Origin of the sequence: Pseudomonas sp. G2-4 (assembly GCF_030064125.1) — a bacterium.
Classification (GTDB): domain Bacteria; phylum Pseudomonadota; class Gammaproteobacteria; order Pseudomonadales; family Pseudomonadaceae; genus Aquipseudomonas.
Map to the genome: position 1 here is coordinate 4,229,589 of NZ_CP125957.1, position 25,826 is coordinate 4,255,414.

Annotated in this window: 24 protein-coding genes and 1 tRNA gene; 14 read left to right on the plus strand and 11 right to left on the minus strand. The window is 60.6% G+C overall.

From position 1 onward, the window contains the following. Positions 1 to 335 precede the first annotated feature (335 nt). The 4 genes from QNH97_RS18295 to glnT all read right to left on the minus strand — a co-directional run bounded on the left by QNH97_RS18295 (position 336) and on the right by glnT (position 4,707). Positions 336 to 1,679, minus strand: a complete 1,344-nt coding sequence (locus tag QNH97_RS18295; RefSeq protein WP_060742973.1) for an FMN-binding glutamate synthase family protein — start codon at positions 1,677 to 1,679, stop codon at positions 336 to 338. Between the two features lie 20 nt (positions 1,680 to 1,699). Next, positions 1,700 to 2,383, minus strand: a complete 684-nt coding sequence (locus QNH97_RS18300) for a GltB/FmdC/FwdC-like GXGXG domain-containing protein (protein ID WP_060742974.1) — start codon at positions 2,381 to 2,383, stop codon at positions 1,700 to 1,702. Positions 2,384 to 2,394: 11 nt separating this feature from the next. Then, a complete protein-coding gene (locus tag QNH97_RS18305; RefSeq protein WP_283553272.1) occupies positions 2,395 to 3,300 on the minus strand; it encodes a class II glutamine amidotransferase in 906 nt (301 codons plus the stop codon). A 72-nt stretch (positions 3,301 to 3,372) separates the two neighbouring features. Then, a complete protein-coding gene (gene glnT, locus QNH97_RS18310) occupies positions 3,373 to 4,707 on the minus strand; it encodes a type III glutamate--ammonia ligase (RefSeq protein WP_283553273.1) in 1,335 nt (444 codons plus the stop codon). A gap of 281 nt (positions 4,708 to 4,988) precedes the next feature. Between glnT and QNH97_RS18315 the strand changes: the two genes are divergently transcribed. The 7 genes from QNH97_RS18315 (at position 4,989) to QNH97_RS18345 (ending at position 12,601) form a co-directional block, all read left to right on the plus strand. After that, positions 4,989 to 5,588 carry a helix-turn-helix domain-containing protein gene (locus QNH97_RS18315; RefSeq protein ID WP_003200568.1) on the plus strand — a complete coding sequence of 200 codons (600 nt, stop codon included), beginning with the start codon at positions 4,989 to 4,991 and terminating at the stop codon, positions 5,586 to 5,588. 241 nt (positions 5,589 to 5,829) lie between these two features. Beyond that, on the plus strand, positions 5,830 to 6,696 hold the full coding sequence (gene purU, locus QNH97_RS18320) for a formyltetrahydrofolate deformylase (protein ID WP_060742977.1): 867 nt from the start codon (positions 5,830 to 5,832) through the stop codon (positions 6,694 to 6,696). Then, positions 6,693 to 7,598 carry a bifunctional methylenetetrahydrofolate dehydrogenase/methenyltetrahydrofolate cyclohydrolase FolD gene (gene folD / locus QNH97_RS18325; protein ID WP_283553274.1) on the plus strand — a complete coding sequence of 302 codons (906 nt, stop codon included), beginning with the start codon at positions 6,693 to 6,695 and terminating at the stop codon, positions 7,596 to 7,598. Before purU ends, folD begins: the two co-directional genes overlap by 4 nt. Next, a complete protein-coding gene (locus tag QNH97_RS18330) occupies positions 7,580 to 8,821 on the plus strand; it encodes an FAD-dependent oxidoreductase (protein ID WP_283553275.1) in 1,242 nt (413 codons plus the stop codon). Before folD ends, QNH97_RS18330 begins: the two co-directional genes overlap by 19 nt. Positions 8,822 to 8,834: 13 nt before the next feature. Further along, entirely contained in the window at positions 8,835 to 9,137 is a 303-nt protein-coding gene (locus QNH97_RS18335) for a sarcosine oxidase subunit delta (RefSeq protein WP_123413380.1), read from the plus strand. Further along, on the plus strand, positions 9,134 to 12,031 hold the full coding sequence (locus tag QNH97_RS18340) for a 2Fe-2S iron-sulfur cluster-binding protein (RefSeq protein WP_283553276.1): 2,898 nt from the start codon (positions 9,134 to 9,136) through the stop codon (positions 12,029 to 12,031). The genes QNH97_RS18335 and QNH97_RS18340 overlap by 4 nt, the downstream gene beginning before the upstream one ends. Positions 12,032 to 12,034: 3 nt before the next feature. After that, positions 12,035 to 12,601: a sarcosine oxidase subunit gamma gene (locus QNH97_RS18345; RefSeq protein ID WP_283553277.1), complete on the plus strand. Its 567-nt coding sequence runs from the start codon at positions 12,035 to 12,037 to the stop codon at positions 12,599 to 12,601. A 174-nt stretch (positions 12,602 to 12,775) separates the two neighbouring features. On the opposite strand, the gene QNH97_RS18350 is transcribed toward QNH97_RS18345, so the two are convergent. From QNH97_RS18350 to QNH97_RS18375, 6 genes are all read right to left on the minus strand, one after another. After that, a tRNA-Gly gene (locus tag QNH97_RS18350) sits at positions 12,776 to 12,851 on the minus strand. Between the two features lie 62 nt (positions 12,852 to 12,913). Then, positions 12,914 to 13,474, minus strand: coding sequence for a CDP-diacylglycerol--glycerol-3-phosphate 3-phosphatidyltransferase (gene pgsA / locus QNH97_RS18355; protein WP_283553278.1), 561 nt, complete (start codon positions 13,472 to 13,474; stop codon positions 12,914 to 12,916). A 32-nt stretch (positions 13,475 to 13,506) separates the two neighbouring features. After that, positions 13,507 to 15,330 (minus strand): excinuclease ABC subunit UvrC, encoded by a 1,824-nt coding sequence (gene uvrC, locus QNH97_RS18360; RefSeq protein ID WP_283553279.1) that lies wholly within the window; start codon positions 15,328 to 15,330, stop codon positions 13,507 to 13,509. 2 nt (positions 15,331 to 15,332) lie between these two features. Then, positions 15,333 to 15,974, minus strand: a complete 642-nt coding sequence (gene gacA, locus QNH97_RS18365; protein ID WP_003182764.1) for a response regulator transcription factor GacA — start codon at positions 15,972 to 15,974, stop codon at positions 15,333 to 15,335. A 128-nt stretch (positions 15,975 to 16,102) separates the two neighbouring features. Then, a complete protein-coding gene (locus tag QNH97_RS18370) occupies positions 16,103 to 16,537 on the minus strand; it encodes a GNAT family N-acetyltransferase (protein WP_283553280.1) in 435 nt (144 codons plus the stop codon). Between the two features lie 10 nt (positions 16,538 to 16,547). Beyond that, positions 16,548 to 17,306 carry a carbon-nitrogen hydrolase family protein gene (locus QNH97_RS18375; protein WP_283553281.1) on the minus strand — a complete coding sequence of 253 codons (759 nt, stop codon included), beginning with the start codon at positions 17,304 to 17,306 and terminating at the stop codon, positions 16,548 to 16,550. Positions 17,307 to 17,721: 415 nt separating this feature from the next. Here QNH97_RS18375 and QNH97_RS18380 point away from each other — a divergent pair, with 415 nt between their 5' ends. After that, entirely contained in the window at positions 17,722 to 17,874 is a 153-nt protein-coding gene (locus QNH97_RS18380; protein ID WP_283553282.1) for a hypothetical protein, read from the plus strand. Positions 17,875 to 17,921: 47 nt separating this feature from the next. After that, positions 17,922 to 18,989, plus strand: coding sequence for a 3-deoxy-7-phosphoheptulonate synthase (locus QNH97_RS18385; RefSeq protein ID WP_283553283.1), 1,068 nt, complete (start codon positions 17,922 to 17,924; stop codon positions 18,987 to 18,989). Between the two features lie 277 nt (positions 18,990 to 19,266). Here QNH97_RS18385 and QNH97_RS18390 read toward each other — a convergent pair whose 3' ends face one another. Beyond that, a complete protein-coding gene (locus QNH97_RS18390; RefSeq protein ID WP_283553284.1) occupies positions 19,267 to 20,166 on the minus strand; it encodes a hypothetical protein in 900 nt (299 codons plus the stop codon). A 326-nt stretch (positions 20,167 to 20,492) separates the two neighbouring features. Between QNH97_RS18390 and QNH97_RS18395 the strand changes: the two genes are divergently transcribed. The 5 genes from QNH97_RS18395 (at position 20,493) to QNH97_RS18415 (ending at position 25,826) form a co-directional block, all read left to right on the plus strand. Beyond that, entirely contained in the window at positions 20,493 to 21,371 is an 879-nt protein-coding gene (locus QNH97_RS18395) for an esterase/lipase family protein (protein WP_283553285.1), read from the plus strand. Between the two features lie 95 nt (positions 21,372 to 21,466). Further along, positions 21,467 to 21,748: a peptidylprolyl isomerase gene (locus QNH97_RS18400; RefSeq protein ID WP_016781241.1), complete on the plus strand. Its 282-nt coding sequence runs from the start codon at positions 21,467 to 21,469 to the stop codon at positions 21,746 to 21,748. 129 nt (positions 21,749 to 21,877) lie between these two features. Further along, the gene (locus QNH97_RS18405) at positions 21,878 to 23,746 is read left to right on the plus strand and encodes an extracellular solute-binding protein (protein ID WP_283553286.1); all 1,869 of its coding nucleotides are present in this window, start codon (positions 21,878 to 21,880) and stop codon (positions 23,744 to 23,746) included. Continuing rightward, complete coding sequence (locus QNH97_RS18410; protein WP_283553287.1) at positions 23,746 to 24,804, plus strand: microcin C ABC transporter permease YejB; 1,059 nt, start codon at positions 23,746 to 23,748, stop codon at positions 24,802 to 24,804. Before QNH97_RS18405 ends, QNH97_RS18410 begins: the two co-directional genes overlap by 1 nt. Then, on the plus strand, positions 24,804 to 25,826 hold the full coding sequence (locus QNH97_RS18415; RefSeq protein WP_283553288.1) for an ABC transporter permease: 1,023 nt from the start codon (positions 24,804 to 24,806) through the stop codon (positions 25,824 to 25,826). The genes QNH97_RS18410 and QNH97_RS18415 overlap by 1 nt, the downstream gene beginning before the upstream one ends.

The window sequence follows — 25,826 nt, forward strand, 5'->3', positions numbered from 1 at the left end:
GTTCAAAGCTCCTGCGAAGAAAGGTGGGTGTCGGGCAGCGAGCAATAAAGAATGAGATACGGGCCTTTTCGGCCTCTCGAATATAAATGCCATGAACAGGACTTGTCGGAGCGAGCTTGCTCGCGATAGCGGTGAGTCAGCTTGCGTCGGTTTTGACTGTGCCACCCTCATCGCGAGCAAGCTCGCTCCCACAATTTTTCGGGGCGTTCACTTACATTGCGCACGCCACAAATCCCTTGTGGGAGCGAGCTTGCTCGCGATAGCGGTGGGTCAGCTTGCGTCGGTTTTGACTGTGCCACCTTCATCGCGAACAAGCTCGCCCCCACCGTTTTTTGTCAGTAACCGGTACCGGAGCCCGGAACCCAGTTGGTCCCCGCCAGCGGCACCCGGGCCATGGCGGCCGACTCCACCGTCAGTGCGACCAAATCCTCGGGATCGAGGTTGTGCAGATGCGACTTGCCGCAAGCCCGGGCCATCGTCTGCGCTTCCAGCACCAGGACGCGCAGGTAGTTGGCCAAGCGGCGGCCACCCTCCACCGGATCCAGTCGCTTGGACAGTTCCGGATCCTGGGTGGTGATACCCGCCGGGTCGCGGCCGTTCTGCCAGTCATCGTAGAAACCGGCGGCCGAGCCGATTTTCTTCAGTTCCTCGTCCAGGCGTGGATGGTTATCGCCCAACGCGATCAGCGCCGCGGTGCCGATTGCCACTGCATCCGCCCCCAGCGCCATCGCCTTGGCGACATCGGCACCGTTGCGAATCCCTCCGGAAACGATCAACTGAACCTTGCGGTGCATGCCCATCTCCTGCAAAGCCTGTACCGCCTGAGGAATGGCCGACAAAATCGGAATCCCCACGTGTTCGATAAAGACTTCCTGGGTCGCCGCCGTCCCGCCTTGCATGCCATCGAGCACAATCACATCCGCCCCGGCCTTCACGGCCAACTTGACGTCGTAATACGGCCGGCTGGCGCCGATCTTCACGTAGATCGGTTTTTCCCAGTCAGTAATTTCCCGCAGTTCGGCAATCTTGATCGCCAGGTCATCCGGGCCGGTCCAGTCCGGGTGACGGCAGGCGCTGCGCTGGTCGACACCGATCGGCAAGGTGCGCATGCCGGCCACACGCTCGGTGACCTTCATGCCCAGCAACATACCGCCGCCACCGGGTTTGGCGCCCTGCCCCAGGACGATTTCGATGGCGTCAGCCTTGCGCAGGTCGTCCGGGTTCATGCCGTAGCGCGACGGCAAGTACTGATAAACCAAATGCTGCGACTGGCCGCGTTCCTCCGGGGTCATGCCGCCGTCACCGGTGGTGGTGCTGGTGCCCGCGATGGTCGCGCCACGGCCGAGGGCTTCCTTGGCATTGGCCGACAAGGCGCCGAAACTCATGCCGGCGATGGTCACCGGAATTTTCAGGTGGATCGGCTTCTTGGCAAAGCGGTTGCCGAGGATCACATCGGTGCCGCATTTCTCCCGATAGCCCTCCAGCGGGTAACGCGAAACGCTGGCACCGAGCAGCAACAAATCATCGAAGTGCGGCAGTTTGCGCTTGGTACCGCCGCCGCGAATATCGTAGATGCCCGTCTCGGCGGCACGTTGGATTTCCTGGATGGTCAGGCGGTCGAAGGTGGCTGACTCGCGCAGCACTGGAGTGGCTGCTTTTTGGTTAATCGGGTCGCTCATATCTGTTCTCCTCGCGCGGATCAGTACGCGGACGCGTTATCGACTTTGAAGTTGTACAACTGACGGGCCGAACCGTAACGCTTGAAGTCAGCCGCCTTATGCTCGAAACCAGCGCGGTTGAGCAGCCCTTGCAGCTCTTCCAGGTGCTCGGCGCGCATCTCTTTTTCGATGCAGTCCGAGCCGAGGGACTCGACGGTACCCTTCACGTAGATGTGGGTTTCGTACAACGAATCGCCCAGCGCATCGCCGGCATCACCACAGACCACCAGGCGCCCGGCCTGGCCCATGAAGCAGCTCATGTGGCCGATGCTGCCGCCGACCACGATGTCGATGCCCTTCATGGAAATCCCGCAACGCGCCCCGGCGTCGCCTTCAATCACCAGTAACCCGCCATGGGCCGTGGCACCGGCCGCTTGGGAGGCGCTGCCTTTGACCCGGACGTAGCCGGACATCATGTTCTCGGCGCAACCGACACCAACGTTGCCGTGGACGGTGATCGAGGCCTTTTGATTCATGCCGGCGCAGTAGTAACCGGCGTGGCCCTGGATATCGATGGAGACGGCTTCGTTCACCCCGACCGCGAGGTTGTGCTTGCCGTTGGAATGAGTCACCAGCCACTCGTGATCGGTCACGTTATTGACCTGGTCATGCAGCGCCTGATTGAGGTCTCGCACGGTGGCAGTGGAAAGATCGATAGTTTTCATATGTGCGCTCCTTAAGCTGACTCGCGTTCCCAGATGTACATAGTGGCCGGTGCCGGCTCCCAGACCCTGGCGTGTTCAATGCCCGGCAGGCTCGACAGCGCCTGATATTCCGAAGCCATGGCGACGTAGTCGTCGGTCTCGGCGAGGATCGCCGGCTTGCAGGCGATCGGATCGCGGATCACCGCAAAACCGTTGCGGGTGCCGATGGCGAAGGTGAAGAAACCGTCGAGATCCTCCAGCGAATGATCCAGCGCCTCTTTCAGCGAGTCGCCTTGCTGCAGGCGCCAGGTCAGATAGCCGGCGGCCACCTCGGTGTCGTTGTCGGTCTCGAAGTGAATGCCTTCGCGCTTGAGTTCCTGACGCAGGCGGAAGTGGTTGGACAGCGAGCCGTTGTGCACCAGGCACAGGTCGGCGCCGGTAGAAAACGGGTGGCTGCCCTCCATGGTCACCGCGCTTTCGGTGGCCATCCGCGTGTGGCCGATGATGTGGCTGCCCTTCATACTGGCCAAGCCAAAACGCTGGGAAATTTCCTCGGGCAAGCCCATGCCCTTGAGGATCTCGATGCTCTGGCCAGCACTCATGATGCGCACGCTCGGGGCCAGTTCGGCGAGGGCCAGACGTACCGGCGCCTCTTCGGCATGGATCTTGAGCACTGCGGCACTGGCGTTCTGGAACCAATCCAGCGAACAGCCAAGGCGCCCTTCCAGTTCACCCATCAGGGTTTTCCAGTCGAAGCCTTCGGTGGTCGCCTGCAGGGTCAGCTTGACCCAGCCGTCCGCCACTTCATCGCCATAAATGGCGAAGCCGGCACTGTCCGGGCCACGATCGGTCATGGCCTGCAACATCGGTTCAAACAGCTTGCCGAGCTGGGATTCCAGCTGCGGATTTTTCAGGTAAAGACCTACGATTCCACACATATCAAGTCTCCTTCGAAGGCACTGAACACCCGACGCCGCGCCGCGTGCCCGAATGGTTGTCAAAACACACAGTCAGAAAAATTCGGTGTAGCGCTGGATCTCCCAGTCGGAGACGTGGCGGCTGTATTCCACCCATTCCATACGCTTGAGCTTGATGAACTCGTCTACGATCTGCGGACCGAGCATCTCGGCGAACAGCGGGTCGGCTTCGAGCGCGTCGCAGGCTTCCTTGAGCGATTGCGGCAGGGTCTTGATGCCCCGCGCGGCGATCTGCTCCAGGCTCAGGCTGTAGAGGTTTTCATTGCAGACGTGGTCGATTTCCAGCTGCCGATCGATGCCATCCAGGCCGGCGGCGATGATCGCGGCGCTGACCAGATAGGGGTTGCAACCAGCGTCCGGCAGACGGAATTCGAGGCGCCCGTAAGGCACCCTCACCATGGCCGAACGGTTGTTGGCGCCGAAGGCGATAAAGGCTGGCGCCCAGGTCGCACCGGACAACGAATTACCCACCACCAGACGCTTGTAGGAGTTGACCGTCGGCGCGGCGAAGGCACACAGCGCCGGACCGTGGGCAAGCAGACCCGCGGCGAAGTGATAGGCCATTTTCGACAGCCCCATGCCGCTCGGATCACTGGCGTCATGGAACAGGTTTTTATTGTCGGCGCTGCTGATCGACAGGTGAAAGTGCATGCCATTACCGGCGCGCTTCGGGTCGGGCTTGGGCATGAACGAGCAGATCATGCCCAGGTCATTGGCGATCTCGCCGGCAGCCATGCGGAAGAAGGTGAAACGATCCGCCGAGGTCATGGCGTCGCTGTAGGTGTAGTTGATCTCGAACTGGCCGTTGGCGTCCTCGTGGTCGATTTGATAGACCTCGAAATCCACCGCCTGCAAGGCCTCGGTCAGGCGCTCGAGAAACACCCGGGAACGCGACAGGCCTTTATAGTCGTAGCAAGGCTTGTCCAGGTTGTCGCTGGGGTCGACCAGTTGCAGCTTGCCGCTCTCATCGCGGCGCATCAGGTTGAACTCCGGTTCCAGACCGGTGTTGAGGGTCCAGCCCTTTTCCGCCAGGCGTTGCACTTGCTGCCCCAGCACATAACGGCTGTCATACGGATGCGGCTTACCGTCGACGTGGCCAACGCACACTACCCGCCCGTAACCCGGCTGCCAGGGCACCGGGGTCAGGGTGGACAAGTCGCCGCGAGCCATGAAGTCAGGGCCGTGGGGTTCCATGCCCATGCCGCTGATCGCAAACCCGGCAAAACCTGCTCCCTCTTCAGCCACGGTCTTGAGCCCACAGATTGGCACCGACTTGGTCTTGGCCGCACCGTGTATATCCACAAATTGCGCAAGTACGTATTTGATCCCGTGCTTGTCGATGATGCGCTGGGTTTCTGCTGGCAACATTGCTCGTCACTCCTCGCGAAAGGCAAAACATCTTGAATGGGCCTTGACCGTCTTTTTATTCCTAAAAAGAAAGTTATTTTCCCAATAGGAATGCAAAGCCCTTGCCAGATTCGCGAGTGAACGCAGAAACGCCGTGACAGGCGCTTTTGTGCTGTATATATGGGAATATTCTTTTCCCTGTGAGAATACTGCCCACAGGCAAGGCGCCAAGCAGTGCCATTTGCACTTTCTCAGTGCGAAACAAATATTACTGAACGGAAAGTGTGCAGGACCTGATGACTATGTCGACCGAAACCGCCCCGCGCCTCAAGCTTGAGCAATACCTGGGATTGCAGATCAAGCGCCAGCGCCAGGCTCAGGATCTGAAATTATCTGACGTGGCCAAGATTGCCGATATCAGCCAGGGCATGCTGAGCAAAATCGAAAATGCCCAGGTGTCCACCAGCCTCGACACCTTGAGCCGTCTGTGCGACGTGCTCGGCCTGCCACTGTCGAAGCTGTTCAGCGAATACGACCAGCAAGACGGTAGTGCGTTGCTGGTCAAGGCTGATCAGGGGATGGAAGTGGTTCGACGAGGCACCGAGAAGGGTCATACCTATCATCTGCTCAATCACACTCGTGGGCCGAAGAAAAGTTTTGAGGCCTATATGGTCAGCATGGATGATGCGAGTGAAGAGTTTCCGACCTTCTCCCACCCCGGCACCGAATTCCTCCACTTGCTGGAAGGTGAGCTGATCTATCGCCACGGCAATCAGCTTTACCGAATGGAAGCTGGTGACAGCCTGACGTTCGAAGGCGAAATCCCCCACGGCCCCGAGCAGCTGGTGCAGGTGCCGATCCGCCTGTTGTCGATCATGAATTACGGCAACGACAAAGAATAACGCCCCCACTTCCCTTGCTTTGCCCTGTCTTGAGGCCGACCCAGCGTCGGCCTCACGAATTTTCCTGTCAGTTAAAAAACTTTCTTGAAAGCTCTGGACGCGGCGCGACCATTCCCCTATAAAGCCACAACCAGGAATAATTTATTCCCAACAAGAAAATACGCTCATGGATGAGCCTGCTGTCCGTCGATGATTTTTTTCGCTATGCGATGAGCTGCCGCCATCATCCCGAGGACGTGTCATGCAACACGAAAAAAACCATTTCATCATCAAGATCACCTGTCCCGCGGTGTCCGGCATCGTCGCTGCCGTCACCACCTACCTAGCGGACAATGGTTGCTACATCGGGGAGATGGCGCAATTCGATGACGATTTCAGCGGCCGTTTTTTCATGCGTGCGGTGTTCCGCTTCAACGACAGCCATCAGGGCGACATCCAACAGATCAAGGACGGCTTCGCCGACGTCGCCCAAGCATTCGACATGACCTGGGAATTGCACGACACCCGCGAGCCGATGCGTGTCCTGCTGATGGTCAGCAAGTTCGACCACTGCCTGACCGACCTGCTCTATCGCTACCACAAAGGCGAGATGGACATGACCATCACCGCCATCGTCTCCAACCACCTCGACCTGCGGCCCATGGCTGAACGCGAAGGCATTCGTTTCATCTACTTGCCGGTGACCAAGGAAACCAAGGCTCGACAGGAAACCGAGCTGATGAAGATCGTCGACGACACCGGCACCGAACTGGTGGTATTGGCGCGCTACATGCAAATCCTCTCTGATGACCTGTGCAAGCAACTCTCCGGGCGGGCGATCAACATTCACCATTCGTTCTTACCCGGCTTCAAAGGAGCCAAGCCTTATCACCAAGCCTACCAGCGTGGTGTGAAACTGATCGGCGCCACCGCTCATTACGTCACCAGCGACCTCGATGAGGGACCGATCATTGAGCAGGAAGTACAGCGCGTCGATCACGTCTACCTACCCGACGACCTGGTTGCCACCGGCCGTGACACCGAAACCGTGGCCCTGTCCAAGGCGGTCAAGTATCACCTGGAGCACCGGGTTTTCCTCAACCAGGACAGAACGGTGATCTTCCGGTGAACGCATACAAACTGATCGACGGAAAGGCCACTGCCGCCCGCGTCCTGGTGCAGGTTCGCGAGGACGTGGAGCGCCTGCGCGAGCAAGACATTCAACCGGCCTTGGCGGTGATTCTCGTGGGCAGCGACCCTGCCAGCCAGGTCTATGTGCGAAACAAGATCCTGCGCGCCGAAGAAGTGGGTATCCGCTCGCTGGAACATCGGCTGTCCACGGACACCAGCACTGAACAGTTGCTCATTCTGATCGCCCGACTGAATACCGATCGCTCAATCCACGGCATTCTGCTGCAACTGCCGCTGCCTTCGCATATCGACGAATTACGCGCACTGGAGGCTATCGCTCCGGACAAGGATGTAGACGGGTTTCACAGTCAGAACGTCGGTGGTCTCAGCCAGGGTCGCACGGTACTCGCGCCCTGCACCCCCAGTGGTTGTTTGTATCTGCTGGAACAAACCTGCGGCGATCTACGCGGCAAGCACGCGGTGGTGATCGGCCGCTCGAACATCGTCGGCAAACCCATGGCCGCGTTGTTGCTGCAGGCCGACTGCTCGGTGACCGTCCTGCATTCGCGCAGCCCGGATCCGCAGGCCCTGTGCCGCCAGGCAGACATCGTCATCGCCGCCGTGGGTCGCCCACGATTGATCGACGCCAGTTGGCTCAAACCTGGCGCAGTGGTGATCGACGTCGGCATCAACCGCATCGAAGAGGATGGCCGCAGTCGCCTGGTGGGCGACGTCGACTTCGACAGCGCCCTGGCACACGTCGCGGCGATCACCCCGGTGCCCGGTGGTGTCGGCCCGATGACCATTGCCTTCCTGATGAAAAACACTGTCACCGCAGCCCTTGCACAACACCGGGCCCTACGCAGCCAATCGGAGGCCTTATGCCATTCAATCTATTGAAATACGGGCTGAGTTCGGAGTACCCGGTGGAAGTGGATTTGCCGCCACCGAAGGAACTCAAGTCGAGCTATGACGTGGTGATCATCGGTGCCGGCGGCCACGGCCTGGCCATCGCTTATTACCTGGCCAAGTACCATGGCATCACTAATGTCGCGGTGTTGGAGAAGTCCTACCTGGGCGGCGGCAATACCGCGCGCAACACCGCGGTGATCCGCTCCAACTACCTGACCAGCGAAGGCGTGCGTTTCTATGCCGAATCGGTGCGGATGTTCCAGGGGCTTTCGAACGAGTTCGACTTCAACATCATGTATTCCGAGCGCGGCCAACTGACCCTGGCCCACACCGATGCCACGGTGCGTTCGTTCCGTCAGCGCGCCGAGGTGAACAAACACTTCGGCGGCCGTACCGAAATGATTGATCGCCAGCAGATTCGCGAGCTGGTACCCAGCCTCAACCTCGATCCCGGCCACTTGCCGGTGATCGCCGGCCTGTGGCATATCGACGGCGCCACCGCGCGCCACGACGCCGTGGCCTGGGGTTACGCCAAGCAGGCGGCCAAGCGCGGTGTGGAAATCCATCAGCTCACCGAAGTCCAGGACCTGATCATCGAGAACGGGGCGATCATCGCCGTGAAAACCAATCGCGGCACGATCAAATGTGGTTGCGCGGTGCAAGCGATTGCCGGGCACAGCTCATTGCTGATGACCAAGGCCGGGATCCGTTCGCCGATCCAGACCTTCCCGCTACAAGCGATGGTCACCCAGCCGTTCAAGCCGTTTCTTGATCCGCTGGTGAGCTCCTCCGCCCTGCACTGCTACGTGCAACAAACCAGCCGTGGCGAAGTGGTGTTCGGCGGCGGATCCGATCCCTATCCGCTGTTCAACACCCGCTCGACGCTGGACCTCAAGGAAAGCTTGCTAGCCCATGCGATCGAGATGTTCCCGTTCCTGGCCAACGCCAAGCTGATGCGCCAATGGGCCGGGATCACCGACATGACCCCGGATTACAGTCCGATCATGGGCTTGTCGCCGGTGAAGAATTACTACCTCGACGCGGGCTGGGGTACCTGGGGCTTCAAGGCCACGCCGATCTGCGGCAAGACCATGGCCGAGTTGGTGGCCAGCGGCGGCAAGGTGCCGGATCTGATCAAACCTTTCGGCCTCGAACGTTTCTCGACCTTCCAGCAAGTCAACGAAATGGGCGCCACGGCGGCCAGTCACTGACGGAGAGCGGACTATGAAAATCATGACTTGCCCGCTCAACGGGCCGCGCAATATCAGCGAATTCACCTATGGCGGTGAATTCAAGCCGATGCCTGACCCGGTCAGTTGCAGCGATGCCGAATGGGCCGACTACGTGTTCAACACCGACAACCTCGCCGGTGTGGTGCGCGAATGGTGGATGCACACGCCATCCAGCTACTGGTTTCTGGCGGAGCGTCACACCGTCACCGATGAAATCCTGCGGACCTTCGACCCCAAAGAGCTCTTCAGCACCCGTGTCGAATTCAACGCCGCCGCCAAGGAGATCGCAGGATGAATCGCCTCCCCGCCCCCATGGGCTTGCTGATCGACCGTGATCAGCCGCTGGATTTCAGCTTCGACGGCCAGCGCTATCAAGGCTTGCAGGGCGACAGCATCGCCAGTGCCTTGCTGGCCAACGGACGCTTCCTGATCTCCCGCTCGTTCAAATACCATCGCCCGCGTGGCCCTCTGACGATGGCCGGCCAGGACGCCAACAGCCTGGTGCAATTGCCCGAAGAACCCAACGTACTGGCTGATGCACACGCGTTGTCCGCTGGGTTGCAGGTGACGGCGCAGAACGTCAACGGCTCGCTGGATAACGACCGCGACGCCTACCTGGGCAAGTTCTCCAAATTCATGCCAGTGGGCTTCTACTACCGCTCGTTCTACAAGCCCAAAGGCATGTGGAAGGTCTGGGAGCCGATCATTCGCAAGAAGGCCGGCCTCGGTGTGCTTGACCTGAAGTTTCAGCCTGAATACTACGACAAGGCCTACCTTTTCACCGACCTGGCAGTCATCGGCGCAGGCCCCGCAGGGCTCCATGCGGCGCTGACGGCAGCCAACGCGGGAGCCAAGGTGTTGATCATCGAGCAACAGCCGATTCTCGGCGGTTCCCTCACCTATGCCCGCTTCGATATAGAAGGTAACAAGGCTGAAAACCTACGTCGCGAACTGCTCGCTGCGGTCGAGCAACACGCCAATATCCAGATCTTGACCGAGGCCACGTGCAACGCCTGGTTCACCGACAACTACCTGCCGGTGATTCAGGGCAAACGCCTGTACAAGGTCCGCGCCCGCCAGTGCCTGGTGTGCAGCGGCGCGTTCGATCAGCCGGTTATCTTTCGCAACAACGACCTGCCGGGCGTGATGCTGACCAGCGCCGCGCAACGACTGATGAAACTGTATGCGGTCAAACCGGGTAAACGCGCCGTGGTGCTGACGGGCAACGATGACGGTTACCTCGCCGCGCTGGATCTGCATGATCAGGGCGTGGAGGTCGTCGCCGTGGTGGACCTGCGCCAGGGTCCTTCGGACGAATCCTTGCTGCGCGCACTGGCGCAACGCAAGATCTACCATCAGAGCAACAGCACCGTCTATGAAGCCCTGCACGAGAAAGGCATGCGCCATATCAACGGCGTCGACGTGCGCAAAATCACCGCACAAGGCCAGGTCGCCGAGAGCGGGCAACACCTGGAGTGCGATTTACTGTGTATGTCCGCCGGTTACATGCCGGTCTATCAACTGCTGTGCCAGGCCGGCGGCAAACTGGCCTACGACGATCAGCGGGCCGAGTTCACGCTCAGCGGCCTACCAAAGAATCTGAATGTCGCCGGCTCGGTCAACGGTCGTCACCAGCTCGATAACGTGATTGCCGATGGTGTGAATGCCGGTGCCGATGCCGCCCTCGCGCTGGGTCTGGCAGTCGGCACGCAACGCGCGCCATTGAGCGGCGAGGCTCGGGTCAACTTTAATTGGCCAATCTTCCCGCACCCCAAAGGCAAGGACTTCGTTGACTTCGACGAGGATCTGCAAGTAGCCGACATCGTCAACGCCACCCGGATCGGCTATCGCGACGTGCAACTGGTCAAGCGCTACTCCACCGTCGGCATGGGCCCGTCCCAGGGTCGTCACTCGGCGCTGCCGACCGCGCGGTTGGTCGCCTGGGCCACCCAGCGCAACATCAGTGAAACCGGCGTAACCACCGCGCGACCGCCGTTTGTTGCGGAAAAGCTCGCGCATGTCGCCGGTCGCGCGTTCGACCCATACCGGCAAACGCCGATGCACGCTTGTCACCTGCAAGCCGGAGCGAAGATGATGCCCGCCGGCATCTGGCAGCGCCCGGCCTATTACGGCAACGCCAAGGATCGCGAGACATGCATGCAGGCCGAAGCCCTGCACGTGCGCAACAAGGTCGGCATCATCGATGTCTCGACCCTCGGTGGCCTTGATGTGCGCGGCCCGGATGCGGCCGAACTGCTCAATCGGATGTACACCTTTGCGTTCCTCAAGCAGCCGATCGGCCGCTCCCGTTACGCGCTGATGACCAATGAGCACGGCGTGGTAATCGACGACGGCGTCTGTGCGCGCTTTGCCGAGAACCATTTCTACGTCACGGCCACCACCAGCGGTGTCGACCGGATCTATCAGCAAATGCTCAAGTGGAACGCGCAATGGCGCCTCGACGTGGATGTCGCCAACGTCACCGCGGCCATTTGCGCGGTGAACCTTGCCGGGCCGGACTCGCGCAAGGTGTTGGAACAGGTCTGCACCGACCTCGACCTGAGCGCCGATGCCTTCCCTTATCTGGGCGTTCGCCAAGGCACCGTGGCCGGCATCAAGGCTCGGTTGTTGCGGGTCGGTTTTGTCGGCGAACTGGGCTATGAAATCCACGTACCCGCGCGTCATGGGCTCAAGCTCTGGGACGCACTGATTGAGGCCGGCAAAGCACATGACATCCGCCCCTTCGGCGTCGAAACACAGCGCCTGCTGCGTCTGGAAAAAGGCCATGTGATCATCAGCCAGGACACCGACGGCATGACTCACCCGGCGGAAATCGACATGGGCTGGGCGATCAGTCGCACCAAGCCGTTCTTTGTCGGCCGCCGCTCAGTAGACATCCTCGAAGCTCAGCCACTGAAACGCAAACTGGTGGGTTTCAGCCTGCCAAGGAACAGCCCGCAACCGCTTGAGGGACACCTGGTGCTCAACGGCCCGGACATCAGCGGGAATGTCACGTCCTGCGAATATTCCGCCACCCTTGGCAAGATCATCGGCCTGGCCTACGCCGGCATCGACCAAAGTACTCCGGGGCAAAAAATCCCGATCCGTGTCGAAGGTGGCATCGTAGTCCAGGCCGAGGTGGTGCCGTTGCCCTTCTTTGATCCAGACAACCAACGCCAGGAGCTTTGAGTCATGACCAGTCTGAGAGAACAACACAGCATCGCCCGGCAACCCCTGACGCCGTTGCCGGGGTGCTGCCTGGCGGACCTCACCGACCTGCCACGGGTGGGTTTTCGCGGTGCCCATGCTGCCGAGTACCTGCGCAGCCGCGGCTTCGTGCTGCCGGATGCGCCCAACCGTGCGGTGATTCAAGCCGATGGCAGTCAAGTAGCGCGGCTGTCACAGACCGAATACCTGCTGCTCGGCAGTCCAAAGGATCAAGGCCAACGAATGGCGGATGAGGAAGCCCAGTGGGAACTGGACCACCGCGCCAACTATCTGCTGCCGCGCCAAGACAGTCACGCCTGCTTTCAACTATCGGGAGAACACCTGAGCGAGGTGATGGCTAAACTATGCGGCGTCGACTTGAGTTTGCAGGCGTTCGGCCCGGGTACAGTGGCGCAAACCTCCGCGGCGCGGATCAACGTGATCGTGATCAATTCAGACACCGTGCAACAAAGGAGCTTGCACATCCTTTGTGACCGGGCGTCGCGGGAGTATTTTCGGGAGGCGTTGGAGGATGCAATGCAAGAGTATTGAGGTCTGGCTACGGCTGTGACAACGCGCTGACGCTGCCGCCCTACTGGCCATGCATGCTGAGACGAAATTCCGTTCTGAGCATGCATGGGCAGATGCCGACAGTAATGACAATGCCGCTTGTAAATGTCACGCACAAAAAAACGCCACTCATTGAGTGGCGTTTTTTGTGAATCTTGGAGCGGGAAACGAGACTCGAACTCGCGACCCCGACCTTGGCAAGGTCGTGCTCTACCAACTGAGCTATTCCCGCGTCTTGGTGTGGCGCATTCTATAGCTTCAGAATACGCCGTCAACCCTTTGATTCAAAAAAGTTTATTTCGGGTCCACGTCAGTCCGCAGATGCGGCCAGGCGGCGCGCAGGTATTGGACCATCGACCACAGCGTCAAGCCTGCGGATATCAGCAGCAGCGCATAGCCCAGCAGCACCCAGAAACTGAAGTCCGACGAGTTGGCCAGCAGGATCACCAGGGCCAGCATCTGCGCGGCGGTTTTCCATTTGCCGAGGTTCGACACGGCAACCTGGGCGCGGGCGCCCAGTTCGGCCATCCACTCCCGGAGTGCCGATACGACGATTTCGCGACCAATGATCACCGCCGCCGGCAAGGTCAGCCAGAGATTGCCGTGTTCTTGCACCAGCAGCACCAGGGCCACTGCCACCATCAGCTTGTCGGCCACCGGGTCGAGGAAGGCGCCGAAGGGCGTGCTTTGCTCCAGGCGTCGGGCCAGGTAGCCGTCCAGCCAGTCTGTCGCGGCGGCGAAGGCGAACACCGAGGCCGAGGCCGTGTAGCTCCAGTGGTACGGCAAATAGAACAGCAATATGAAGATCGGGATGAGCAGGACGCGTAGAACGGTAATCAGGTTTGGGATATTCATCGGCACAACTGGCTACGAGGTTGACGGGCATTCTACTCGCTGTGCAGGTTTGCATAAATCAACTCAGCGAGCTTTTTACTGATACCGGGTGCTTTGGCTATCTCTTCGATGCTGGCACGAGACAGCTCCTGCAATCCACCAAAATGTTTGAGCAAGTCACGTCGCCGCGTCGGGCCGACCCCCGCCACACCTTCCAGCGTAGACGTACGGCGGGTCTTGCCGCGACGGGCGCGGTGCCCGGTGATCGCGAAACGGTGGGCTTCGTCACGGATCTGCTGGATCAGGTGCAACGCTGGCGAATCGCCCTTGAGGGTGAATTCATGGGCGGCATCGTTCAGGTACAGGGTCTCGAAGCCCGCCTTGCGGGTTGCGCCCTTGGCCACACCCAGCAGGATCAAGTCAGGGACCATCAGCTCATTGAGCACATCGCGGGCCATGGACATCTGGCCCTTGCCGCCGTCCACCAGCAGGATGTCCGGCAGCTTGCCCTCCCCGTCCTTCAGCTTGCCGAAGCGCCGCATCAGCGCCTGGTGCATTGCCGCATAGTCATCGCCTGCCGTCACGCCTTCGATGTTGTAACGGCGATAATCGGACTTGATCGGGCCTTCCGGACCGAACACCACGCAGGAAGCCACGGTGGCCTCGCCACTGGAATGGCTGATGTCGTAGCACTCCAGCCGTTGCGGTGGCTCGTCCAGCTTGAGGACCTCAGCCAGGGCATCGAACCGCGCCGCCACGTGCTGGCGGTTGGCCAAACGAGCACCCAAGGCCTGTTCGGCGTTGGTCACGGCCAATTGCTGCCAGCGCGCCCGGGTGCCGCGAACGCGGTGGCTGATGGTCAGTTCACGACCACGAAGCGTATCGATGGCCTCAATCAAGGCCGGAAAGTCTTCATGGACCACGTTGACGATCAACTCGGCAGGCAGGTCGCGCTCTGGACTGCTGACATAATACTGGCCCAGAAAAGCCGCCATGACCTCGGAGACGTCTTCCTCGATACCCACTTGAGGGAAGAAGTTCTTGCTGCCCAGCACACGACCGCCGCGCACGCTGATCAAGTGCACACAGGCGCCGCCCGGGTTGATGAACGCGGCGACCACATCGACGTCGCCACTGCCGCCCTCCATGCTTTGCTGGTCCTGCACGCGCCGCAGCAGCCCGATCTGGTCGCGCAGCTCGGCGGCGCGCTCGAACTCAAGGTTGACCGCCGCGTCTTCCATCGCCGCTGACAGCTCGTCGGTCAACGCGTTGCTGCGACCTTCCAGGAACATCACCGAGTGACGCACGTCCTCGGCGTAGACCTCGGGCTCGACAAACCCCACACAGGGCGCCTTGCAGCGTTTGATCTGGTATTGCAGGCAAGGGCGGGTGCGGTTCTTGTAGTAGCTGTCTTCGCACTGGCGCACAAAAAAAGTCTTCTGCAACAGGCTCAGGCTTTCACGAATCGCCCCGGCGCTGGGGTAAGGACCGAAATACCGACCCTTGGCCTTCTTCGCCCCTCGATGAATGCTCAGGCGCGGGAACGCCCCGTCGGACAGAAACACATACGGGTAGGATTTGTCGTCACGCAGCAGGATGTTGTACGGCGGGCGCCATTCCTTGATCAGCGTCTGCTCGAGCAGCAAGGCCTCGGTTTCATTGGCGGTGATGGTGGTTTCGACTTGTGCGATACGCCCCACCAGGGCAGCAGTCTTCGGTGCGAGACCCGTCTTGCGGAAGTAGCTCGCCAAGCGTTTCTTGAGGTTCTTGGCCTTGCCCACATAGAGCAGGCGCGCGTCGCTGTCGAACATGCGGTACACGCCTGGGCGACCGCTGCAAGTGGACAGGAACGCGCTTGGATCAAACAATTCAGTCATTTTCAGGCGCTGGCATCGACCATGCCGTGGCGCACCGCCAGAAGTGTCAACTCGACGTCGCTGCTGATCGATAGTTTCTCGAAGATACGGTAACGGTAGGTGTTGACGGTTTTGGGCGACAAGCACAGCTTATCGGAGATGATCTGCACCTTTTGGCAACCAACGATCATCAAGGCAATCTGGATTTCCCGCTCCGACAGCGCATCGAAGGGCGAATCGTTGGTCGGCTGGAACGACTTGATCGCCAACTGCTGGGCGATTTGCGGGCTGATGTAGCGCTGCCCGGCAAAAACCAGACGAATGGCCTGGACCATCTCGTTCAAACCGGCGCCCTTGGTGAGGTAACCCGCCGCGCCAGCCTGTAACAACCGGGTGGGGAACGGATCTTCTTCGCAGACGGTTACCGCGACCACCTTGATGTCCGGGTGGCTGCGCAGCAGTTTACGCGTGGCTTCAAGACCGCCGATGCCAGGCATCTTGACGTCCATCAACACCACGTCGGGTTTCAACTCACGCGCCTTGATCAGCGCCTCTTCACCGGATTCAGCCTGGCCAACTACCTGCAGACCGTCGATATCAGCCAGCATTCGTGTAATGCCCGTACGGACGAGATCGTGGTCGTCGACCACTAACACCCTAATCAAGCAGACACCTCACGATTTGGTCTTATTTGGGTTGCCCCACACCTTAGCAAAAAAGCAATCGACAGACCTAGCGCAAAGGGACAGATAAAAGTTACAACGCATCTTCATACGTCGCCCCCTTCAAGGCCTCAAGCACCGGTATCTCGCTGCATCCTCAGGAAACACTCATCCTCGCCGACGACGCGCAGCCCCATGCGTTCGTAGAGGGCCCTGGCCGGATTATTCTTGAAAACCGTCAACCGCAGCGCCGGCCGACGTTCCAGCGTCACCATGTCCCAAACCTGTCCGATCGCCCAGGTACCGGCGCCCTGCCCGCGAAAGGCTTCGTCGATTTGTAATTCCCGGATATACAAGGCCCGGGCGTCCCGGCTGAGGCTGGCAAAGCCCAGCCTCTGGTCCCCACGGCAGATGATCCAGTTCTGGCGGATGATCCACGCCAGGTCGAAGGCTTCGTCCTGCCACAGCAAATCATGCTTGAGGTAATAGGGAAGCATGTTGTCGCAGGTCAGTTGCCGGGCGAAGTCAATGTCGTCGGTCGTTGCCGCACGCCATTCAAAGCTCATGCGCACCTCGTCAAAGCGTTGCCACCGGCATGACTTGCCCTGCCCAACCATCAGCGTCGCGGCGAGCAATCACCAACACCTCACCCGTGCCTGGGGCTGCCGCGATCAGCGAGCCGTCCGGGCCCCAGACCGCACTGCGGCCGGCCGACGCCCAGCCACCAGTGGCTCCACCATGATTGGCCATCAGGACCGTCATGGCATGTTGCTTGGCGTAACCTTGCAACAACGTCGTATCAGGCAGGTAGCCACCTTCGGTGATCAACACACCTGCGGCATACACCGTAGCGCCCTGCCCGGCTGCGGCGGCGGCATGGCTGGGGTGAGAGAAATCGGCACACACCGCCAGTGCGATGTGATCCTGCCCCATCTCCAACATCGAGCCGCCATGGCCCGGGGCGAAGGCGACCTCTTCCCCAGGGTGCAAATGCTGCTTGCTGTACACCCCGAGGGAGCCGTCGGCGCCGAGCACCAACGCACCGATCAATACCGGCGCGTCAGCCGCCAGGCGAATCGGCATGCCAACCACTGCGGTCAGACCAAGCTCACGTGCCAGCTCACGCAACGGTTGCAGTACGGGATCCTGCGGCAGGATGGCCAAGTCCGCCGCCAGGCCACGTTCGTAGCCAGTGAGTGACAGCTCGGGGAATACCAGCAACTGCACGTTCTGTTCAGCGGCAGCCTGCATGAAACGCTGATGACGCAAGAGATTGGCGTGGACATCCCCTGCGATGGAAATCGACTGGGCGGCGGCGAAGGCTGGAACGGTCATGGTTATCCCTGGAAGGCGGCGCAAGCCTGAAGTTTGTCATAAAGCCCACCGGACTCAAGCCAGGATGAACAATTGCATGTCGGCGATAGAATTTTCTGATTGAACCGACGCCCCGCCCTCTAGTAAGCTCGGGTCCATTCATCGGAGACAGACCATGTTCAACGCCCTCACACTGCTTCAAACCGCCAGCGCCCCGCGCTCGGTTGCGGCTGCCTGGGCGAACAGCGTGCACACTCCGGTCAGCTTTTATTTTGGGTATTGGTTTAGCCACTGGCGCGCCTGATACCCAACCGGCGCCCATTTTAAACGGGTCGCCTTCCAGAGTTTTCCAAACCCCCGGTCGGCCTCCCGACCGGGGGTTTTGTTTTTTCCGGCCACAACATTTGCAACACCTACACATTTTGAGGATTGAGCCATGAACAACGCCACTTATTACCGTTACGACAGTTTTTCCGCCTGGCGATTTACCAGCCACCGCTCGGGACAGCCTGCCGCCTCCGATCGGTCACCTACCGGTGGCAAGCCTCAATTGCGGGCCAATACGGCCAATTGTCGAACACCCCAATAGGACCTGTGCGCGGGAACGAACCCGCCGCTCGTCCAGGAAGCCTGATCATGAATTCGTCCGTCTCTGCTTTGCCGCTGTCCACGCTCAACCCTGCCAATGAAGCCCTGACCCTGCGTCTGCCCAGCTCATTGCAACTCAAGCATCAACTGCCCCTCAGCACCGCGCTGAGCCAACAGGTGAGCGCCCATCGCCAGGCCATCCGCGCGATCCTCGACGGTGAAGACGCCCGTCTGCTGGTCATCGTCGGCCCCTGCTCCATCCACGACCCGAAATCCGCCCTCGAATACGCCGCCAACCTGGCTCGTGTTGCCCATGACGTGAGCGACAGCATGCTGCTGGTGATGCGTGCCTACGTGGAAAAGCCCCGCACGACCGTGGGCTGGAAAGGCCTGGCCTACGATCCGGGCCTGGATGGCAGTGATGACATGGCCGCCGGCCTGACGCTCTCCCGGGAGCTGATGCGCGAGATGCTGCAGCTCGGCCTGCCAGTCGCCACCGAGCTGTTGCAACCCATGGCTGCCAATTACTTCGATGACCTGCTCAGCTGGGTTGCCATTGGTGCTCGCACTACCGAATCACAGATCCATCGGGAAATGGCCAGCGGCCTGGGCATGCCAGTGGGTTTCAAGAACGGCACGGACGGTGGGGTCGGCATTGCCTGCGACGCTATGCGCTCGGCGGCCCACCCCCATCGACATTTCGGTGTCGACAGCCAGGGCCATCCGGCGATTATTCAGACCCCGGGCAACCCCGACACCCACCTGGTGCTGCGCGGCGGCCATCGCGGACCGAACTACGACCGCCAGAACGTCGCCCAGATACACAGCGATCTGACCCGCCTGAAGATACCCGCGCGGATCATGGTCGATTGCAGTCACGCCAACAGCGGCAAGGACCCATTGCGCCAGCCGCAGGTGTTCAATGACGTGCTGGAGCAACGCCTGCAAGGCAACCGTGCCCTCATCGGCATGATGCTGGAAAGTCATCTGTTCGAAGGCTGCCAGTCGCTGGGCCCGTCGATGCGCTACGGCGTATCGGTCACCGACGGTTGCCTGGGTTGGGAAGCCACCGAGCAGCTGTTGCGCCAGGCCCATGGGAAATTGCTGTCCACTTGAGACTTTCCTGGGTTATGTGGCGAGGGCGCTTGCTCCCGCTTGAGTGCGCTCACACAGAAGGGCTGCTGCGCAGCCCAGCGGGAGCAAGCTCCCTCGCCACAGGCTCTTCATCTGTTCAACGCTGCACCTTGGAACGCACCTGGACCGTGACCTCTCCGGATTGTTGGGTGACATCATCCAGGCGTTCGACCTGATAAAACACGCGCACCGATCGGTCGCGCTGGTCCTGCCAATACGCCGCAGGCACCACAAAGCTGAGCGGCTGACCGGCCGTGGCCTAGGTGATTTCCCGCTCGTCTACATGGACGTAATTGCCGTTGCACTGAAACCAGACCAATTCGCCGGCCTCCAGTCCGGCGCCGTCGATAACGACCGTCAACCCACCCTGAAGCTCATCGACATCCAACATCCCCTCCGCCACTCCCAGGATCCGAGGCGCCTTCAGCGCAGGGCGCACCAACGGGCCTATGTGCAACGACAAGGGCTCGGCGCGGCGTACCGAATGCCCGTGCCGGACAACATAAGCCAAGCCCAGTTCGTGGCCGACATGGGGGGCGATTTGCGAATGATCGACCCAGAACGATACCTCACGGCCGACTGCGTGGGCCTCTATCTCCAGCACATCGCGCCAGAGCGCCTTGGCCTCCCGGCTGGCAATCAGGATCAGTCGGTCTCCTACCGCCATTCTGGGATAGGGCCGGATGGTCAAACGCGTGCCTTCCGGCACCCGAGCCGGATCAAGGCTGCCACCCACCGCGTCGTCGGCAACGGCGGCCAGCAGTAGCAAGGGCAAGTCACCGATCTGCAGTTGCAGGGACTGCGAAACCAGCGTGGCCGGCAATTGTTTGCCAGTCACTCGGTAGGATATCTCCAGCGAGCCGCCATCCAGCTCGGCGATATGCGGCTCGCGCACGACGAAAACCACGTCTCGCCCAACCTGGCGCTCCGTCACGAACCGACTTTCTTCATGCCGGTAGGGCTGGGCGTCTGAATTGAGCCCGTGCCAACACAACACCAGTTCATCCCCACACGCCATCATCGGATAGGGTTTGACGATGATGACCGCCTTCCTCCAGGCGGGGTTGATCACGCCTGCCTTGGCAGCAGGCAGAGAAGGTGCCGGCAGCCTCGCTGGCGATCTGAGCAGGGTTTTATGGGGGGATCGGTAAGTGGTCATGTATAGGCTCCAGTCCTTGGATAAGAGGCACCGTTCACATGACGGCGCCCGACAAAGCCATTAAAACCCGACCGTCCCAACCCCACAGTCAGACAAGACAACAAGGGCAGTGGTCCCTGGCGCTTGAAGCTGTAGCTGCAAACTACAGAGGCTATCGGAAGTATCCAGATACCTTGGGCTCCGCTCGGCTTCCAGGACGATTCTTCCCACTTTTATTAGTCCAGTTTCAATAAGTCACTGCGGTTTCTTCCTACACCACCCAACAAAAGCCTGCATTAGAGTGAGGTCGCAATCTCAACGTGAACCTCTTCGAAAAAGGTACGAACATGCAACGGAATGCAACCACTCAATTTCCCATCTTGCTGGTCCATGGGTTGTTCGGGTTTGACAGGGTCGGCGGCCTCGAACTTTTCCACGGCATCAAACAGGCACTGCGCCTCGCCGGTGCCCGGGTGTTTATCCCCTACTTGTCGGCGACCCATTGCAATGAGGCCCGGGGCGAGCAGTTGCTGGCGCAGATGGATCGGGTCCTGAACGATACCGGCTCGGCCAGGGTCAACCTGATCGGCCACAGCCAAGGTGCGCTGGCCGCCCGCTATGCCGCCGCCGTGGCGCCCGACAGGGTTGCCTCGGTAACCTCGGTCAGCGGCCCTAACCATGGCTCCGAACTCGCCGATTTCCTGCACAAGGCCCTCACCCCGGGACGGTTGCCGGGGCCGGTAGCCAGTAGAATCGCCACGCTCTTCGCCGACTTCATCTCCTTGCTCGGCGGTCAGACTCAGCTCCCCCCCGCCGCCGTCGCGGCACTGACAGCGCTGACCACCGAGGGCGTAGGCGCATTCAATGACAAATATCCCCAGGGCCTGCCGAAGAACTGGGGGGAAAGTGGGCCGAACAGGGTCAACGGTGTGCGCTATTACTCATGGAGCGGCACGTTGCCGGACGCACCGGGAGAAGGACGCCAGGCAATGGACCCCGTGCATGCTTTCTGCCGCGCCTTTTCCGAATACTTCATTACCGAAGCCGGGCAGAACGACGGCATGGTCGGACGTTTCAGCTCGCACCTGGGCAAGGTCATTCGTTCCGACTATCCCATGGACCACATGGACACCCTCACCCCTGGAGCTGGCCAAGCACGCAACGGTATGGACCCGACGGAGCTTTACCTGCGTCACGCCGAGCGCTTGCGCAAAGCTGGCCTTTGATCGCCAGGCTCAAGGTTTTGACGCAATTTTGACAACAAGCCGCTAATGAATCCGGTAGGCTCAACACCTTTAAAAATATTGAAAGGAATTACCCCATGGCCAAAGCCACTGCCCGCCACATCCTGGTTGCCACCGAAGACAAGTGCAACGAACTCAAAGCCCAGATCGAAGGTGGCGCCGATTTCGCCGAAGTCGCCAAGGCCAACTCCTCGTGCCCATCCAGCCGTCAAGGCGGCGACCTGGGTTCGTTCGGTCCGGGCCAGATGGTCAAGGAATTCGACACCGTGGTATTTAGCGCCCCGATCAATGTGGTCCAGGGTCCGGTCAAGACCCAGTTCGGTTATCACCTGCTGGAAGTGACCAGCCGCCAGGACTGATCCCGACTTAACGACATAACGGCCCGCCCTTCGGTGGGCCGTTGTGTTTGGGTCACATGAGGGGCTGGCGATCCACGCGCTGCTCGCGTACAAATCGTGCTCATCGATCACCCGGCTTTAAGGCTGACAATGCGACTGGCATTTCCTTCACTGCTGTTCACTGCCGTGGCCCTGCTGACAGGCGCCGTTGGCGTGGATGCCGCACCGCAACATGCCCTGACCGTATACGGCGAACCGGCCAAGTACCCCGAGGGCTTCGGCCATTTCGCCTACACCAACCCCCAGGCTCCCAAAGGCGGGACCATGCGCCGCTCGGCCATCGAGATCGGCCATTTCGACCATGTGCTGCCATACATCGACAAAGGCATCGGCGTCAGCCAGATCGACGGGATGTTGTATTCGCCACTGGCCCAGCGTTCGCTGGATGAACCCTATACCGTCTACGGCCTGGTGGCTGAGAAGATGGAACGCGCCGACGACGGCCTGTCCCTGCGCTTCTACCTGAACCCCAAGGCCCGCTTTGCCGATGGCCAGCCCATTACCGCCGAGGACGTGCGCTACAGCTTCGAGCTGCTGATGACCCAGGGCAGCCTGCGCTATCGCTCCCAGTTCGCGGCCGTCAAAGGGGTCGAGGTGGAATCCGAGCGCACCGTCCGATTCGACTTCAAGAACAACGAAAACCGCACCCTGCCCCTGGACATCGCGACCCTGCCGGTCTTCCCCGAACACTGGTGGAAGACCCGCGACTTTGCCAGCGGGGGCGGCTACGAGGCACCACTGGGCAGCGGACCGTACCGGGTCGGCAAGGTCGATTCCGGGCGCAGCATTACCTTCAAACGCAATGCCGACTGGTGGGGCAAGGATCTGCCGGTCAGCCGCGGGCTCTACAATTTCGACCATTTCAGCATCGAGTACTTTGGCGACACCGATGTGGCCCGCCAGGTGCTGCGCGGCGGTGCCTACGATTACAACCGCGAATTCTCCGCCACCGGCTATTCCATCGGCTACGACAGCCCGGCGCTGCGCGACGGTCGCCTGCAAAAGGCTCACCTGGCCACCGAGGCGCCCCAGACCGCCCAGGGTTTCGTGTTCAACCTGCAAAAACCGCAGTTCCAGGATCGCCGGGTCCGCCAGGCGCTGGCCATGCTCTGGGATTTCGAATGGAGCAACCGCCAGATGATGCGCAACCTCTATGTGCGTCAGCAGAGTTTCTTTTCCAACACCGATCTCGCCGCCCGACAACTGCCCGATGCCGGCGAGCTGGCGATCCTCGAACCGTTGCGCGGACAAATACCCGACGAAGTCTTCACCCAGGTCTTCCAGGCCCCTAAGACCGACGGCAGCGGCGTGATTCGCGACAAGCAATTGCAAGCCCTGGCGCTGCTGGAAGAAGCCGGCTGGAAACCCGAAGGCGACCGCCTGGTGAATGCCGAGGGCGAGCCACTGAGCTTCACCTTCCTGAACACCCAGAACGGTCTGGATCGCCTGTTGCTGCCCTACAAGCGCACCCTGGCGCAAATCGGCATCGACATGAGCATCCGGCGCATCGACGCGTCCCAATACGTCAATCGCCTGATGAGTCGCGACTACGACATGATCATCACCGGCTACCCCGTCAGCACTTCGCCAGGCATGGAACTCTACAATTACTTCGGCTCAGCGACGGCCAACGACCCGGGCGCCAACAACTACATGGCCCTGCAGAACCCGGCGGTGGACGCCCTGATCGACGGGCTGGTCAAGGCCACGACCAAAACCGACATGCTCCGCCACGCCCACGCCCTGGATCGCGTGCTGCAATGGAATTACTACTGGATCCCCAACTATTACCCGCCGGGCAGCTCGACGGTGTGGTGGAATCGCTTCGGCATTCCGAAGGTACAAGCCAGCAATGACGAAGCCATCGAGAGCTGGTGGGAAGTGAGCACCACGCCGTTGACCAACGAGCAGATGACCGCCGAGCGCATCAAGCGCGGTACACCCGGAGGACCGCATTAATGTGGGCTTATATCGCGCGGCGCCTGCTGCTGATCATTCCGACCTTGGTGATCATTCTGCTGGTGAACTTCGTCATCGTGCAGGCCGCGCCAGGGGGGCCGGTGGAACAGGCCATCGCTCACCTGCAAGGCATCGGCGGCGCCAGCGTCGGCAGTTCGGGCAACACCATGACTGGCAGTTCCCGGGCCAGTCGCGGTCTCGACCCACAGTTGATCAAGGACATCGAAAAACAATACGGCTTCGACAAACCGGCCCATGAACGCCTGTGGCTGATGCTCAGCAGCTACGCCCGCCTGGACTTCGGTAAAAGCTTCTTCCGCGGCGCCACGGTCACCGACCTGATCCTGGAAAAAATGCCGGTGACCATTTCCCTCGGGCTCTGGGCAACACTGATCACCTACCTGGTGTCGATTCCCTTGGGGATCCGCAAGGCCGTGCGTCACGGTTCCGCGTTCGATGTGTGGAGCAGCACGGCGATCATCATTGGCTATGCCATGCCGGCGTTCCTTTTCGCGATGTTCCTGATCGTGGTGTTCGCTGGCGGCACGTCGTTGAACTGGTTTCCGGTGCGCGGGCTGGTGTCGGATAACTTCGAGTCGCTGTCGACCCTGGGCAAGATCGCCGATTACTTCTGGCACCTGGTGCTGCCGGTGACGTCCCTGGTGATCGGCGGCTTCGCCACCCTGACGATCCTGACCAAGAACTCGTTCCTCAATGAAATCACCCGCCAGTACGTGGTCACGGCACGGGCCAAGGGCATGAGCGAACGGCGGGTGCTGTATGGCCACGTGTTCCGCAACGCGATGCTGCTGGTGGTGTCCGGTATTCCACAGGCGTTCATCAGCGTGTTTTTTGCCGGCTCGCTGCTGATCGAGGTGATCTTTTCCCTCGATGGCCTGGGGCGTATGAGCTACGAGGCCGCCGTATCCCGGGACTATCCGGTGGTGTTCGGCTCGCTGTTCATCTTCACGTTGTTCGGCCTGCTCATCAAACTCATCGGCGACCTCTGCTACACCCTGGTGGACCCGCGCATCGACTTCGCCGCGAGGAATGCCTGATGTTCAAGTTTTCACCCTTGGGCCGCCGGCGCTTCGAGCGTTTCAAGAAAAACCGTCGCGGCTGGTGGTCGCTGTGGCTGTTCATCGGTTTGTTCATCCTGACCCTGGGCGGCGAACTGATCGCCAATGACAAGCCGCTGGTGGTGAGCTACCAGGGCTCGCTGTATTTCCCCGTATTCAAGCGCCACACCGAGCAGGAGTTTGGCGGGCAGTTGCCGTTCCAGGCCGATTACCGCAGCAGCTATGTGCAGAACCTGATCCACAAGGACGGCGGCTGGCTGTTGTTCCCACCGATCCCGTTCAGCGACGACACGCCCAACTATGACCTCAGCCAGCCGGCCCCGAGCCCGCCCTCATCGGTGAACTGGCTGGGCACCGATGACCAGTCCCGGGATGTGCTGGCCCGGGTGATTTTCGGGGCGCGAGTATCGATCCTGTTCGCCCTGGCCCTGACCGCCATCAGCGCGCTGATCGGCATTGCCGCCGGTGCGTTGCAAGGTTATTACGGCGGCTGGGTGGACTTGCTGGGGCAGCGCTTGCTGGAAGTCTGGTCCGGACTGCCAGTGCTCTATCTGTTGATCATTTTGTCCGGCTTCGTGGAACCGAATTTCTGGTGGCTGCTGGGGATCATGGCGCTGTTTTCCTGGCTGGCCCTGGTAGACGTGGTACGGGCCGAGTTCCTGCGCGGGCGCAACCTCGAATACGTGAAAGCCGCCAGGGCCCTGGGGCTCAGCGACCGCAAGGTGATCGTCCGGCACATCCTGCCCAATGCGATGAACGCCACCCTGAGTTACCTGCCTTTCATTCTCACCGGGGCAATCTCGACACTCACGGCCCTGGACTTCCTCGGGTTCGGCATGCCGGCCGGTAGCGCGTCGCTGGGCGAGTTGATCGGCCAGGGCAAACAGAACCTGCAAGCGCCATGGCTCGGGCTGACGGCGTTCTTCACCCTGGCGCTGATTCTTTCCCTGTTGGTATTTATCGGCGAGGCGTTGCGAGACGCGTTCGATCCACGCTCTTGA

Coding starts and splice junctions, on each gene's coding strand:
- QNH97_RS18295 (WP_060742973.1), bottom strand. CDS start 1,679: ATGAGCGACCCGATTAACCAAAAAGCAGCCACTCCAGTGCTGCGCGAG.
- QNH97_RS18300 (WP_060742974.1), bottom strand. CDS start 2,383: ATGAAAACTATCGATCTTTCCACTGCCACCGTGCGAGACCTCAATCAG.
- QNH97_RS18305 (WP_283553272.1), bottom strand. CDS start 3,300: ATGTGTGGAATCGTAGGTCTTTACCTGAAAAATCCGCAGCTGGAATCC.
- glnT (WP_283553273.1), bottom strand. CDS start 4,707: ATGTTGCCAGCAGAAACCCAGCGCATCATCGACAAGCACGGGATCAAA.
- QNH97_RS18315 (WP_003200568.1), top strand. CDS start 4,989: ATGTCGACCGAAACCGCCCCGCGCCTCAAGCTTGAGCAATACCTGGGA.
- purU (WP_060742977.1), top strand. CDS start 5,830: ATGCAACACGAAAAAAACCATTTCATCATCAAGATCACCTGTCCCGCG.
- QNH97_RS18330 (WP_283553275.1), top strand. CDS start 7,580: ATGCCATTCAATCTATTGAAATACGGGCTGAGTTCGGAGTACCCGGTG.
- QNH97_RS18335 (WP_123413380.1), top strand. CDS start 8,835: ATGAAAATCATGACTTGCCCGCTCAACGGGCCGCGCAATATCAGCGAA.
- QNH97_RS18340 (WP_283553276.1), top strand. CDS start 9,134: ATGAATCGCCTCCCCGCCCCCATGGGCTTGCTGATCGACCGTGATCAG.
- QNH97_RS18345 (WP_283553277.1), top strand. CDS start 12,035: ATGACCAGTCTGAGAGAACAACACAGCATCGCCCGGCAACCCCTGACG.
- pgsA (WP_283553278.1), bottom strand. CDS start 13,474: ATGAATATCCCAAACCTGATTACCGTTCTACGCGTCCTGCTCATCCCG.
- uvrC (WP_283553279.1), bottom strand. CDS start 15,330: ATGACTGAATTGTTTGATCCAAGCGCGTTCCTGTCCACTTGCAGCGGT.
- QNH97_RS18370 (WP_283553280.1), bottom strand. CDS start 16,537: ATGAGCTTTGAATGGCGTGCGGCAACGACCGACGACATTGACTTCGCC.
- QNH97_RS18375 (WP_283553281.1), bottom strand. CDS start 17,306: ATGACCGTTCCAGCCTTCGCCGCCGCCCAGTCGATTTCCATCGCAGGG.
- QNH97_RS18380 (WP_283553282.1), top strand. CDS start 17,722: ATGAACAACGCCACTTATTACCGTTACGACAGTTTTTCCGCCTGGCGA.
- QNH97_RS18385 (WP_283553283.1), top strand. CDS start 17,922: ATGAATTCGTCCGTCTCTGCTTTGCCGCTGTCCACGCTCAACCCTGCC.
- QNH97_RS18390 (WP_283553284.1), bottom strand. CDS start 20,166: ATGACCACTTACCGATCCCCCCATAAAACCCTGCTCAGATCGCCAGCG.
- QNH97_RS18395 (WP_283553285.1), top strand. CDS start 20,493: ATGCAACGGAATGCAACCACTCAATTTCCCATCTTGCTGGTCCATGGG.
- QNH97_RS18400 (WP_016781241.1), top strand. CDS start 21,467: ATGGCCAAAGCCACTGCCCGCCACATCCTGGTTGCCACCGAAGACAAG.
- QNH97_RS18405 (WP_283553286.1), top strand. CDS start 21,878: ATGCGACTGGCATTTCCTTCACTGCTGTTCACTGCCGTGGCCCTGCTG.
- QNH97_RS18410 (WP_283553287.1), top strand. CDS start 23,746: ATGTGGGCTTATATCGCGCGGCGCCTGCTGCTGATCATTCCGACCTTG.
- QNH97_RS18415 (WP_283553288.1), top strand. CDS start 24,804: ATGTTCAAGTTTTCACCCTTGGGCCGCCGGCGCTTCGAGCGTTTCAAG.